Origin of the sequence: Phenylobacterium sp. (assembly GCF_965284355.1) — a bacterium.
Classification (GTDB): domain Bacteria; phylum Pseudomonadota; class Alphaproteobacteria; order Caulobacterales; family Caulobacteraceae; genus Phenylobacterium.
Window position 1 is genome coordinate 1,257,054 of record NZ_OZ260078.1, and the last position, 11,247, is coordinate 1,268,300.

The 11,247-nt window shown below is 69.2% G+C and carries 15 protein-coding genes; 7 read left to right on the forward strand and 8 right to left on the reverse strand.

The genetic code is table 11. The features are described 5' to 3' along the window. Positions 1-9: 9 nt before the first annotated feature. Genes ACQ66R_RS06065 through ACQ66R_RS06075 form a run of 3 tightly spaced genes read left to right on the forward strand, consistent with a single transcriptional unit; the run spans position 10 to position 2,433 of the window. Positions 10-777 carry a prolipoprotein diacylglyceryl transferase family protein gene (locus ACQ66R_RS06065; protein ID WP_430420138.1) on the forward strand — a complete coding sequence of 256 codons (768 nt, stop codon included), beginning with the start codon at positions 10-12 and terminating at the stop codon, positions 775-777. Next, a complete protein-coding gene (locus ACQ66R_RS06070; protein WP_430420140.1) occupies positions 686-2,122 on the forward strand; it encodes a radical SAM protein in 1,437 nt (478 codons plus the stop codon). The genes ACQ66R_RS06065 and ACQ66R_RS06070 overlap by 92 nt, the downstream gene beginning before the upstream one ends. Then, a complete protein-coding gene (locus tag ACQ66R_RS06075; protein WP_430420142.1) occupies positions 2,119-2,433 on the forward strand; it encodes a hypothetical protein in 315 nt (104 codons plus the stop codon). Before ACQ66R_RS06070 ends, ACQ66R_RS06075 begins: the two co-directional genes overlap by 4 nt. A 65-nt stretch (positions 2,434-2,498) precedes the next feature. Here the strand turns inward: ACQ66R_RS06075 and ACQ66R_RS06080 are convergent, their stop codons facing one another. The 8 genes from ACQ66R_RS06080 to ACQ66R_RS06115 form a co-directional block, all read right to left on the reverse strand. Then, positions 2,499-2,990 carry an AAA family ATPase gene (locus ACQ66R_RS06080; RefSeq protein WP_430420144.1) on the reverse strand — a complete coding sequence of 164 codons (492 nt, stop codon included), beginning with the start codon at positions 2,988-2,990 and terminating at the stop codon, positions 2,499-2,501. Positions 2,991-2,994: 4 nt separating this feature from the next. Next, positions 2,995-4,071: a Glu/Leu/Phe/Val dehydrogenase dimerization domain-containing protein gene (locus tag ACQ66R_RS06085; protein WP_430420146.1), complete on the reverse strand. Its 1,077-nt coding sequence runs from the start codon at positions 4,069-4,071 to the stop codon at positions 2,995-2,997. 60 nt (positions 4,072-4,131) lie between these two features. Continuing rightward, positions 4,132-5,154, reverse strand: coding sequence for an alpha/beta fold hydrolase (locus ACQ66R_RS06090; protein WP_430420148.1), 1,023 nt, complete (start codon positions 5,152-5,154; stop codon positions 4,132-4,134). Positions 5,155-5,218: 64 nt separating this feature from the next. Next, the gene (locus tag ACQ66R_RS06095; RefSeq protein ID WP_430420150.1) at positions 5,219-5,857 is read right to left on the reverse strand and encodes a glutathione S-transferase family protein; all 639 of its coding nucleotides are present in this window, start codon (positions 5,855-5,857) and stop codon (positions 5,219-5,221) included. Further along, positions 5,854-6,114: a DUF3253 domain-containing protein gene (locus ACQ66R_RS06100; protein ID WP_430420152.1), complete on the reverse strand. Its 261-nt coding sequence runs from the start codon at positions 6,112-6,114 to the stop codon at positions 5,854-5,856. The genes ACQ66R_RS06095 and ACQ66R_RS06100 overlap by 4 nt, the downstream gene beginning before the upstream one ends. Then, complete coding sequence (locus ACQ66R_RS06105; RefSeq protein ID WP_430420154.1) at positions 6,114-7,262, reverse strand: acyl-CoA dehydrogenase family protein; 1,149 nt, start codon at positions 7,260-7,262, stop codon at positions 6,114-6,116. The genes ACQ66R_RS06100 and ACQ66R_RS06105 overlap by 1 nt, the downstream gene beginning before the upstream one ends. Positions 7,263-7,350: 88 nt before the next feature. Beyond that, on the reverse strand, positions 7,351-8,364 hold the full coding sequence (locus ACQ66R_RS06110; RefSeq protein WP_430426229.1) for a PAS domain-containing protein: 1,014 nt from the start codon (positions 8,362-8,364) through the stop codon (positions 7,351-7,353). Positions 8,365-8,501: 137 nt separating this feature from the next. Beyond that, entirely contained in the window at positions 8,502-9,158 is a 657-nt protein-coding gene (locus ACQ66R_RS06115; RefSeq protein ID WP_430420156.1) for a hypothetical protein, read from the reverse strand. A gap of 139 nt (positions 9,159-9,297) precedes the next feature. Between ACQ66R_RS06115 and ACQ66R_RS06120 the strand changes: the two genes are divergently transcribed. From ACQ66R_RS06120 to ACQ66R_RS06135, 4 genes are all read left to right on the forward strand, one after another. Further along, complete coding sequence (locus ACQ66R_RS06120) at positions 9,298-9,765, forward strand: PaaI family thioesterase (RefSeq protein WP_430420158.1); 468 nt, start codon at positions 9,298-9,300, stop codon at positions 9,763-9,765. A gap of 96 nt (positions 9,766-9,861) precedes the next feature. Beyond that, positions 9,862-10,278, forward strand: a complete 417-nt coding sequence (locus ACQ66R_RS06125) for a DUF2147 domain-containing protein (RefSeq protein ID WP_430420160.1) — start codon at positions 9,862-9,864, stop codon at positions 10,276-10,278. A gap of 2 nt (positions 10,279-10,280) precedes the next feature. Then, the gene (locus ACQ66R_RS06130) at positions 10,281-10,733 is read left to right on the forward strand and encodes a GNAT family N-acetyltransferase (protein WP_430420161.1); all 453 of its coding nucleotides are present in this window, start codon (positions 10,281-10,283) and stop codon (positions 10,731-10,733) included. A gap of 94 nt (positions 10,734-10,827) precedes the next feature. After that, complete coding sequence (locus ACQ66R_RS06135) at positions 10,828-11,184, forward strand: GFA family protein (RefSeq protein ID WP_430420163.1); 357 nt, start codon at positions 10,828-10,830, stop codon at positions 11,182-11,184. Positions 11,185-11,247: the final 63 nt, after the last annotated feature.

Here is an 11,247-nt window from a genome sequence, read left to right on the forward strand (position 1 = left end):
TCGACGCAGATGATCCAGGTTCCCACGGCGCTCTGGGCGCACACCGCCTTCGATCTTGCCGCCTGGGGTGCGGGCCTGGGCTTGAGCGTCGTGCTCCACCGCTGGCGGCTGCGGGGGTTGACCGAGGCCGTCGCCGGCAAAGTGGGCGGCGGCTACTTCGCGGCGTTGGCGGCGGGCGCCATTCCCGGCGCCTGGCTGGCCGGATCGCTGAACTCGCTGCAGAACGCCCAACCCGCCCTGTCGCATAGCGTGGTGGGCGCTCTTGTCGGCGCGATCGTGGGCGTCGAGGTCTACAAGGCCCTGCGCGGCGTGAAGGGCTCAACCGGTGGGATGTTCGTCGGGCCGTTCGCGCTGGGCGTTGTGATCGGGCGCTGGGGCTGCCTGTTCGCGGGCAAACCCGACGGGACCTATGGCGCGCCTACCGCCCTGCCCTGGGCCGTCGACCTGGGTGACGGGATCGGACGCCATCCCGTGCAGGCCTACGAGAGCCTGGCCATGGCTCTGTTCCTGGCCGTCTACCTCGAGGGACTGGCGCGCAGACGGCCCTGGGCGATGCGGCGGGGGTTCTACGCGCTGTGCCTCTGGTACGGGGCCACCCGCTTCGGTTGGGAGTTCCTCAAACCCTATCCATCGTTGATTGGACCGCTTAACCTCTTCCACGTGCTGTGCGGGGGGCTGGTCGCTTATGGATGGGTCTACTATCGAGCCAGCCTCGTCCGCGATCGCGCGGAAGGCCGCGCCCTACCTGTTCCTGGGCCAGACCACGAGCCTGTGTGAGACCTGCCTGGCGCTGGTCCCGGCCAAGGTGATCGGCGAGGACGGCAAGGTCTTCTACCTCAAGCGCTGTCGCGAGCACGGGGTGCAGAAGACCCTGATCGCCGACGACATCGCCTATTGGAAATCCCAGCGCGACTGGCTGAAGCCCGGCGACCGGCCGCTCTCAGTGGCCACGCGCACCGAACACGGATGTCCCTACGACTGCGGTCTCTGCCCCGACCACGAGCAGCACTCGTGCCTGGCGATCGTGGAGATCAACGAGGCCTGCAACCTGTCGTGCCCCGTCTGCTTCGCCGACTCATCGGTGAAGCGCGAGGCCCATCGGCCGCTGGCCGAGATCGAGCGGATGCTGGACGTGATCGTCGAGGCCGAGGGCGAGCCTGATCTTGTCCAGCTCTCGGGCGGCGAGCCCACCATCCATCCGCAGTTCTGGGAGATTCTGGACGCGGCCAAGGCGCGGCCGATCCGGCATCTGATGATCAACACCAACGGCCTGCGGATCGCGCGCGAGCCGGGCTTCGCCGAGCGGCTGGCCGCCTACATGCCGGGCTTCGAGGTCTATCTGCAGTTCGACAGCCTGAAACGCGATGCGCTGATCGAATTGCGCGGCGCCGACCTCACCAAGGTGCGGGTCGAGGCGCTGGAGGCGCTGGAGCGGGCCAACATCTCCACAACCCTCGTGGTGACGCTGAAAAAGGGCGTCAACGACGACGAGATCGCCGACATCGTCCGCTTCGCGCTGAACTGGCGCTGCGTGCGCGGGGTGACATTCCAGCCGATCCAGGACGCCGGGCGCAACGACGGATTTGACGCTAAGCAGCATCGGATGGTGTTGACCGAGGTGCGTCGGAAAATCGCCGAGGCCGGCGTCTTCGGCCTGGACGACCTGATCCCCCTGCCCTGCAACCCGGACCAGATCTGCATCGGCTATGGCCTCAGGAACGGGCGGGAGGTGCAGCCGGTGACGGCGATGCTGCCGCGCGAGCTGTTCGTGGCCGCGGCGCCCAACACGGTGACCTTCGAGAGCTATCCCGAGCTGCGCGAGAAGGTGTTCGAACTGCTGTCGCTCTCGACCGCGCAGGGCAATACGTCGGACAAGCTCGCCAACCTGCTCTGCTGCCTGCCGGAGGCGGCGGTGCCGCAGGAGGTGGCCTACGAGAACACCTTCCGGGTGGTGGTGAGCCAGTTCCTGGACCGCTTCAACTTCGACTTGGGGACCGTCAAGCGCAGCTGCGTGCACTTCGTGCAGCCCGACGGGCGGATCATCCCCTTCGACACTTACAACACGTTCTACCGGCCGGGCGCGGCAGGGGCCGAGGCGTTGAAGCGGGGGCAAGGTCTATGAGCGAGCGGCGGGCGGTCCAACGGTTCTTCGGCGCGGCGCTGATCGGCGTGGGCGTACTGATGATGCTGCTGTGCGGCGGCTGCGGCGCGCTGTTCTCCATCGGCTTCTTCATCAGTGGCCTGGCCTCGTCGAACCACGAGGACATCAGTATGGTCATCATGCCGATCCTGCTGGGCGGCGTGCCGGCCGCCGTCGGACTGGGCCTGTTCATCGTCGGGCGGGATTTGCGGCGACCGACCAACAGGGCCGCACCACTACCACCATCGGTCGACGACAACGACGGCGGCGACGACGGCGGCGTCCACCCGTAGAGTGCCACGCCGCCGTCGCTCGAGAACCGCGGGTGTTCTGGCCAACTGAGATCGGTATCTAGCTTCTACAGAGAGCTCAGGATCTCGGCGACGCAGCTATCGGCGTCGCGTCCGGCAGTGTCGATCACTAGGCGTTCGCGCGTCCAGGGGCGATAGTCGCGCGCGGCGACCTCTTCCCAGGTCGGCGGCGTCAGGCCGGGCACGTCAGGCGCACGGGACTCGACCCGCCGGCGGTGCTCCGCAGCGTCGCTGCAGATGATCTCGATCTCCACGAACTCGGCCGCCGCTCGTCGCGCGGCGTCGCGCCAGGCGTCGCGGGTCTCCATCCAGGGGTTCACGCTGTCGCCGACCACGTCCAGGCCCAGGCGCAGGTTGTCGACGGCCAGGGCGCAGGCGGCGCGGTAGCCTTCGTCGGTGATCGGGGTCGCCTCGTCGGCGATGGCCGTCTCAATGGTGTCGATGCGCAGCCAGACGGCCCGGAGCTGGCGGGCCAGCTCGCGGGCTATGGTCGATTTCCCGGTTCCCGGCAGGCCTGCGAAGACGACCAGCAGGGGCAAGGGGTCAGGCCGCCGCCTGCTTGCGCACGGCGCCGACGATGCGGGCCTTGGCGATCTCGTTGGCGACTTCGTGGGTGGGGCGGCGTTCGTGCTGGGCCTGGTCGAGGACTTCCTCGAGGGTCAGCATCAGGCGGTCGAGCTTGGCGTCCACCCAGGCCGGGTCGAAGGCTTCGTCGCGGTCGAGGGCGCGGATCTCGCCGGCGACGTTGATGATGCCGCCCCCGTTGATGACGTAGTCGGGGGCGTAGAGAACGCCGCGGTTGAAGAGTTCGCGGCCCGCGTCGGCGGAGGCCAGCTGATTGTTCGCGGCGCCGGCGATGATCTTCGCCCGGATGCGCGACAGGGTGTCGAGGCTGATGGCGCCGCCCAGGGCGCAGGGGGCGAAGACGTCGGCTTCGACGTCGAAGATGGCGGAGGGGGCCACGACCTCGGCGTTCGTCTCGGCGCCCACGCGGCGCAGGGTCTCGCCGTTGACGTCGGTGAGGATCAGCCGGGCGCCGGCAGCGTGCAGCTTCTTCGCCAGGTATTCGCCGACGTGGCCCACGCCCTGGATGGCGACGCGGACGCCGCCCAAGTCGCGCTTCAGCGCGCGCTGCACGCAGAGGCGCACGCCGCGGAACACGCCCTCGGCGGTGACCGGGCTGGGGTCGCCCGAGGCGGCGGCGTGGCCGTCGAGGCCGGCGACGTAGCGGGTCTGGGTGCGGGCGTAGGCCAGGTCGACGGGCGAGACGCCCACGTCCTCGGCGGTCCAGTACTTGCCGCCGACGTCTTCCACGGCGCGGCCGAAGGCTTCGAACAGCTGAGGCGTCTTCTGGGTGCGGCTGTCGCCGATGATGACCGACTTGCCGCCGCCCAACTCGAGGTCGGCCATGGCGTTCTTGTAGGACATGGCGCGCGAGAGGCGCAGCGCGTCGACCAGGGCCTCTTCCGAGGACGCGTAGGGCCACATGCGGCAGCCGCCGGCAGCGGGGCCGCGCGCGGTGGAGTGGACGGCGATGATGCACTTCAGGCCGGATTTTTCATCCGAGAAGGCGTGGACGCCTTCATGTCCCTCGAATGCCGGGGAATCGAACAAGGTCATGCCGTGAACTCTATATCCTGGGGGAGGAATTTCGCTGCATCTACGCCTCGCCGGGTCATCTCACAACCCCGCGGCGCGGCGCGAAGCGTCGCGGTTGGCGTCCTTGGCGGCGCCGGGGATCGGCGGCGCGTCGGACGGCAGCGGCGCGTCGGGATCGCGGATGAAGCTGAGCATGTCGGCGATCACCACCGCGCGCTGCTTGTCGCGGGTGAGCAGATGGTGGCCGGCGGCGTAGTAGGCGCTGCGGTCCGAGGGCTGGAGGCGCTTCACCGCCTTGAAGGCGGCGTTCTTGGGGATGATCTGGTCGTTGGCGCCGTAGAGGTAGAACGTGGGCACGTGGTCGTCGCCGACCCGGGCGGCCGCCTTGTCCATCAGCTTGACCAGCCCGTAGAGGGTGTCGGACCGCGCGCCCCAGATCATCAGCCGGTCGCGGCCCATGGCGATCAGCTCGTCGCGGTTGTCGGTGGGGTAGATGCGGTTCGTGACCCAGCGGGGCGGCGTGTAGACCTTGCCGGCCGTGAAGTTGGCGGCCAGCCACAGCAGGGTCTTGTTGGGCAGGGGCTGGGACTTGAAGCCCCAGACGCCGGGGGCCAGCAGCAGCAGGCGGTCGGCCGGCGGCGGGTCGTCGCCCGCGAAGGCGACAGCGGCCACCGAGCCGCCCATGCTCTCGCCCACCACGGCGACGACGGCGTTCGGATGCCGGGCGCGCGCCAGGGCGGTCACCGTGCGCAGGTCCTGGCTCATCAGCTCGGCGCCGGCCCACACGCCGCGGCCGGGAGAGCGGCCGAAGCCGCGCTGGTCGTAGGCGTAGGTCGTCACGCCCTGGGCGGCCCAGGCCTCGGCGGCGAAGTGGAAGGCGTTGGCGTAGTCGTTCATGCCGTGGGCGGCGACGATGACGGCCCACGGCTCGCCCTCGGCCTGCCACGTCGTGAGCCCCAGCCGCGCGCCGTCGAAGGTGACCACCGCGTCGCTCTCGAAGTGGGGGCCCTGGAAGCCCGCGGCCGGGGTCAGCGGCTGCTGCCGCAGCATGGGCGAGCAGGCCGATAGCGTCAGCAGCAGGACGGCGAGGACGAGACGCATCATCACGGGGGACTATAGAGCCCGCCCGTTAACCCTGAGAAAAGGGCGACCTTGCGTCGCCCTCCCCTTACCCGATGCCGAACATCGCCCGTTCCTGGGTCACGATCGGCGCGAACGAGGGCCGCGCCAGGATCGCGTCGACGTACTTCGCCGTGCGCGGATAGGACTGGGCGTCGATGCCGTGGCCGCAGAGCACCAGGTTCTGGAAGGGGCTGGCCACGGCGAGGTCGGCGAGGGTGATCCGGTCCTCCAACAGGAAGCCCGACTCGGGAATCGTCTTCTCAAGGTAGCTGAAGATGGCCGGAAGCTGCGCCTTGCCCGTCTCGACGGCGGCGGCATTGGTCTCCTGATTGAGGAAGCGCGGCGCCACGACCAAGTTGAAGAACAACGCCCCGGCGGCGGCCACCAGGATGGTGTCGGCGAACTCGTCGTACCAGATGGCCCGCGCCCGGGCCCTGGGCTCGGCGGGGATCAGGTTCGGCTCGGGCTGGATCGCCTCGAGATAGGTGACGATGGCCGAGGAGTCCGAGATCAGGAAGTCGCCGTCCCGGAAGCCCGGCATCTTGCCGAAGGGGCTGGCGTCCTTGAACTCGGGCGGGCCCGCGCCCATCCCGGCCTGCTGCAATTCGACGGCGATCCCCTTCTCTGCGGCGAAGGCCAGCGTCTTGCGGACAAAGGGGCTGAGCGTGGAGCCGTAGACGATCATGGGGTTTCCTCCTTCTCCGCGCCCGGCAGGCGCATGCGCCAGACGCCCCGGAACGTGTCGGGGTCGGCCGGCTTGTTGTGGCGCAGGATCACCAGCTTGTCCTGGCGCGCAAGGCCGATGGCGACGGCCCGCACCTTGCCAAGCTCGCGCTGCCAGCGCTCTTCGCTGAGCGCCCGCGCCACCTGCTCGGGCGAGATCGACTTGCCGGCCGGAACCTTGGCCAGCAGGTCGAGGATCAGGGCCTCGACCGGGTCCATCAGCCGCCCCGCTTCAGGGTCTCGCGGGCGATGATCACCTGCTGGATCTGGCTGGTGCCCTCGTAGATGCGGAAGATGCGCACGTCGCGGTACAGCCGCTCGATCCCGTAGTCGGCGACATAGCCGGCGCCGCCGAAGATCTGGACGGCCTTGTCAGCCACGCGGCCCACCATCTCGGAAGCGAAGTACTTGGCGGCGGCCGCCTCCATGGTGACGTTCTGGCCGGCGTCGCGCTTGCGGGCCGTCTCCATCGTCAGCGCCTTGGCGGCCAGGACCTCGGTCTTGCAGTCGGCGATCATGCCCTGGAGCAGCTGGAACGACGACAGCGGCTGGCCGAACTGCTTGCGCTCGGACATGTAGGCCACGCAGTCGGCGATCAGGCGTTCCGCGACGCCGACGCAGAGGGCCGAGATGTGCAGGCGGCCCTTGTCCAGCACCTGCATGGCCACCTTGAAGCCTTCGCCCTCGGCGCCGATGCGGTTCTCGGCCGGGACGCGGACGTTATCGAAGAAGACCTCGGAGACGGGCGCGCCCTGCTGGCCCATCTTCTTCTCGGACTTGCCGACGGTGACGCCGGGGGTCGAGCGCTCGACCAGGAAGGCCGAGACGCCGCCGCCGCCCGGCTTGTTGGGGTCGGTGCGGGCCATGACGGTGAAGAGATGCGCCTTGGCGGCGTTGGTGATGTAGCGCTTGGCTCCGTTGATCACATAGTGGTCGCCGTCACGGACGGCGCGGGTCTGGACCGCGCCGGAGTCTGACCCGGCCTCGGGCTCGGTGAGGGCGAACGAGGTGATGATCTCGCCCGAGGCGATGCCGGGGAGGTACTTCTCCTTCTGGTCCTCGGTCCCGAACATCACCAGCGCCTGGCTGCCGATGCCCACGTTGGTGCCGAAGGTGGAGCGGAACGCCGGGCTGGTGCGGCCCAGTTCGACCACCACCAGGCACTCGTCCTCCATAGACAGGTCCAGGCCGCCGTACGACTCGGGGATCGACAGGCCGAACAGGCCCAGGGCCTTCATTTCCTCGACCACGTCCTGGGGCATGGCGTCGTCCTCGGCCACCTGGGCCTCGAGGGGGCGCAGCCGTTCGGTCACAAAGCGGCGGACGGTGTCGATGAGCTGGTCGCGGGTCTCGGCGTCGAGCGCCATGGGCGGGTCCCCCTCTGGAAAGCGGGGCGGACCCTAGTGTCAGGCGCGGCGCATCGCAATCCGCGTCTATGGCCTGCGGCCCGCCGCCTTAACGTGCGATGCGGTCAGCGGGGAAAGTCATATCGACGACGATCCCCTCGGCCCGCCAGTCACGGGTGTAGCGGCCCGCCAGCTGGCGCGTGACCGCGTTCTCCACGAGCACCGAGCCGAACCCCTTCAGCTCCACGGGCGGCGCGCCAGGTCCGCGGGGCGAGCCGCGCTCGCGCCAGATCATCTGGACCATCGGGGGACCGACGACGACTTCGACATCGACCCGACCGGCGCTGGTGCTGAGCGCGCCGTACTTCATGGCGTTGGTGGCCAGCTCGTGGACGACCAGGGCGACCGAGGTCGTCGCGCCCTTGCCGATGGGGGCGTCATCGCCGGAGATGAACACCCGCTGGTCCGGCCCCGCGCCCCCGCCGTAGGGCTCGAGCAGCACCCGCAGGAGGCCGAGCAGGGTGTGGTCGGACTGCGCCTCGCGCCCCAGGAGCTCGGGTGGCGAGACATAGGCGATCGCGCGGCCAAGGCCGTGCAGGCGCGCCCGCAGGGCTTCGATGGTCGGCCGCGCCTCGGCGGCCCCCCGCGCCGACAGCGAGATCACGCCGTCCACGACCGCGAACATGTTCTTGATCCGGTGCGCCAGTTCGCGGGTGAACAGGCTGCGTTCCTCGTCGAGGCGGCGGCTCTCGGTGACGTCGCGCGAGATCGAGATGATCTCCCGGGGTCGACCGCCCTCGTCCAGGACCGGCCAAACCACCACCTCCCACGATTTCAGCGTCCCGGAGCCGGTCGGGCAGTCGGCGACGAACTTCGAGTTGCGCCCGCCGTTGGCCTGCGCGATCGCCGTCTGGATCACCTCGCGCTCTCTGTCGGGCCAGAGGCTGGCCCAGGGACGGCCCCGCAGCGCCTCGAAGTCCTCGATCTCCATGAGGCAGACGCCGTTGGCGTTCATCGCCAGCAGGTCACCCTCGAGACTTACGATCTTCACGCAGTCTTCGCTGGCGTCGAACAAGCTGGCGGCCAGCGCCCCGGGCGTCGCCCGGCTTCCCTGGATCGACACCTCAAGCAATGCGCGCCTCCTGCAGACAGCACCGGGGCGACTCCACCCGCCCTGTTCACCGGCACTTTATCGCAACATTGGGTCGGCTTGACGCAATTATTGCGCTCGCCGACCTAAGTCGGAAAGTCGACACAGATCTACACGGCGGGCGGCGGGGGCGGCTCGCAAGGCCGGGCAGTGTCGGTCGGCCGGAAGCGCGTCAGGCCGACGGCGACGACCGGGCGCTTCCAGGTTTCGGTGCGGACCCCGTGGGCCGGCACTGCGCAGACGGGCGCCGGCAGGGGCGTCACCTTTCCTTGGCGCATGATCAGAGCGATGGCGCCGTAGTCCAGCGCCTGGCCGGTCTGGTTCCAGACCTTGAGGATCGTCGCGCGCACCTCGGCCGATCCGTCGAGGGCCACGGCGAACTCGCCCTCGGCAGGCGGTTCGAACGCCTCGGTCACCTCGCCCTCGGGATGGGCGGCGGCGAGCTTGCCCTCTTCCACCCTGGTCAGCACCGGCAGGCCCTTGTCGTCCAGCCGGAACACCGCGCGCTGGCCCAGCACGACCTGCAGGGTCTCGCCCTGAACCAGGGTCTTCTGCTCGACGGTCAGCGACCTGGCGGCGGCGACGGCGGCGGGCGCCGTCCTGGTCTCGTCGACCGGCTTGGCCGCGGCCGGCGGCTCGACGGTTTTCTCGTCCAGCCCTGGAAGGTCAGCCGCCACCGCCTCGCGAGGCGCGGTCTGGACAGGGCCGTCGTCCTCCGGGACAGGCTGGACGGCGAGAGCGAAGAGGAGGGCGAGGGACGCGAACATGAGGGCGTAACGTACGGGCGGCTATTCGGTGACGACAAGACGGTTGCGCTCGCACGGCTGGCCAAGCGCCTCTTCCCCATCGCGCACCCCCGTGCTTAGACGCGCACCTTCAGACGGCTCAGTGAAGGTTTCAACGCGAATGGACGGCGCCGCGGACAGCGAGAACAACTATACCTCGAAGCTGGTCCAGGTGACCGAGGGCGAATGGGCGGGCTGGTCCTGCTATCCCGGCGGGGACCCCTTCGAGGACCTGGCGGGCACGTTCTATTTCAAGATCGATGATGACGGGCGGCCGGTCTGCGCCTTCCGCGCCGAGCGCAAGCACCTGAACGGCGGCGGCTTCCTGCACGGCGGCTGCGTGATGACGTTCGCCGACTTCTCGCTGTTCGTGATCGCCCGCGACGTCATCGACGGATCGTCCACGGTGACCGCCACCTTCAACTGCGAGCTGGTCGGCACCGCGTTCGAAGGCGACCTGGTCGAGTGCCGCGGCGAGGTCGTGAAGGCCGGCCGCAGCATGGTGTTCGTGCGCGGCATGATCACCAGCAAGGGCGAGCCGCTGGCCAGCTTCTCGTCGGTGCTCAAGAAGACCAAGCGACCCTCCTGAGGCCGAAATCTCGGTGGTGGCGCCCAGGACACACCTGTGACCCCGTTGCGTTACGGCCTTGAAATTGTCGGGGTCGCAGGCGACCTAAGCGCGACCATGATCCAGCGAACCCTGATTTCCGCCCTGATCGCCGCCGCCGCGGTCGCCGCAGTTCCTGTGTCGGCCAGCGCGCAGGACGCGATCTATGGCGTGTGGCGTAATCCGAAGAACTCGGTGCACATCGATATCCAGCCCTGCGGCCAGTATCTGTGCGGCCGGGTCGTGTGGGCCAACGCCAATGCGCGCGAGGACGCGAAGAAGGGCGGCACCAAGGAGCTGATCGGCTCGCAGCTGCTGCGCAATTTCTCGCCCGGCAAGGGCGGCGCCTGGAAGGGCAAGGTGTTCGTGCCCGACCTGAACGTCACGGTCTCGGGCACCGCCGAACTGCTCGACAACAACACGCTGCGCGCCCGCGGCTGCGTCTTCGCCGGCATCGGCTGCAAGTCGCAGAACTGGAAGCGCGTCCAGAGCTAGCCATGGCGCTGGCGCCGCTGACCCCGGCCGACATCCCCGAAGTGATGCGGATCGAGCGCCTGCCCGGCTATGAGGCGTATATCGGCCGCTGGGACGCCGACGAGCATGCCGCCGAGCTGGGCTCGCCCGACGCGCGCTACTTCGGCGTGCACGAGGGCGCCGGCCTGGCCGGCTTCGTGATCCTGCAGAGGTTCCGCGAGCCCAGCGTGCGGCTGCGACGCATCGCGGTGGATGGGGTCGAGCGCGGGCTGGGCACGCGCATCCTGCGCGTCGTCATGGATTGGGTGTTCGAGCGTTCCGACGCCACGGCGCTGCACCTGGACGTCCACGTCGACAACGCCCGCGCCCAGCATGTCTACACTCGGGAAGGCTTCGTCGATCAGGGCCGGTTCGACGCGCAGCACCGCCTGATGGAGATCTCCCGCTCGGCCTGGTCGGCGCGGCGCAGCGGCTGACGCCGACAAGCTCGGCACTGGACACGCGGCCCCGGGTCGCCCAGCAATTGGGACCAGCCCGTCGACAGAACCGGGCATCTGGGAGAGCTCGCGAATGATCCAGGTCGCATGCCACTGCGGCGCCGCCGCCCTGACGGTCCCGACCGCGCCGGCCGATGTGACGGAGTGCAACTGCTCGATTTGTCGACGCCTGGGCGCCCGCTGGGCCTACTACAATCCCCTTGAGGTCACCCTGCCCGCGCCGGCCACCACCCAGGTCTATGTCTGGGGCGACCGGATGCTGGCGTTCCACCGATGCAAGGCCTGCGGCGTGATCACCCACTGGCAGAGCCTGGACGGGGCCCGCGATCGCATGGCGATCAACGCCCGGCTAATCGACGACCTGGACTGGGGCGCCATCCGCGTGCGCCAGTTCGACGGCGCCGCCACCTGGAAGTACCTGGACGAGTAGGTGAGCGCAGCGTACGGCGGACGGCCCTCCTCACCCGTAGGGAGAGGGGGACCGCGGCACGCG

Bases quoted from the DNA above. Each gene is read 5' to 3' on its own strand.
- ACQ66R_RS06105 (WP_430420154.1), bottom strand. From the start codon at position 7,262: ATGGCGCTCGACGCCGAGACCCGCGACCAGCTCATCGACACCGTCCGC.
- ACQ66R_RS06095 (WP_430420150.1), bottom strand. From the start codon at position 5,857: ATGATCGTCTACGGCTCCACGCTCAGCCCCTTTGTCCGCAAGACGCTG.
- ACQ66R_RS06075 (WP_430420142.1), top strand. From the start codon at position 2,119: ATGAGCGAGCGGCGGGCGGTCCAACGGTTCTTCGGCGCGGCGCTGATC.
- ACQ66R_RS06100 (WP_430420152.1), bottom strand. From the start codon at position 6,114: ATGGACCCGGTCGAGGCCCTGATCCTCGACCTGCTGGCCAAGGTTCCG.
- ACQ66R_RS06070 (WP_430420140.1), top strand. From the start codon at position 686: ATGGATGGGTCTACTATCGAGCCAGCCTCGTCCGCGATCGCGCGGAAG.
- ACQ66R_RS06090 (WP_430420148.1), bottom strand. From the start codon at position 5,154: ATGATGCGTCTCGTCCTCGCCGTCCTGCTGCTGACGCTATCGGCCTGC.
- ACQ66R_RS06115 (WP_430420156.1), bottom strand. From the start codon at position 9,158: ATGTTCGCGTCCCTCGCCCTCCTCTTCGCTCTCGCCGTCCAGCCTGTC.
- ACQ66R_RS06125 (WP_430420160.1), top strand. From the start codon at position 9,862: ATGATCCAGCGAACCCTGATTTCCGCCCTGATCGCCGCCGCCGCGGTC.
- ACQ66R_RS06085 (WP_430420146.1), bottom strand. From the start codon at position 4,071: ATGACCTTGTTCGATTCCCCGGCATTCGAGGGACATGAAGGCGTCCAC.
- ACQ66R_RS06130 (WP_430420161.1), top strand. From the start codon at position 10,281: ATGGCGCTGGCGCCGCTGACCCCGGCCGACATCCCCGAAGTGATGCGG.
- ACQ66R_RS06120 (WP_430420158.1), top strand. From the start codon at position 9,298: ATGGACGGCGCCGCGGACAGCGAGAACAACTATACCTCGAAGCTGGTC.
- ACQ66R_RS06065 (WP_430420138.1), top strand. From the start codon at position 10: ATGATCCAGGTTCCCACGGCGCTCTGGGCGCACACCGCCTTCGATCTT.
- ACQ66R_RS06135 (WP_430420163.1), top strand. From the start codon at position 10,828: ATGATCCAGGTCGCATGCCACTGCGGCGCCGCCGCCCTGACGGTCCCG.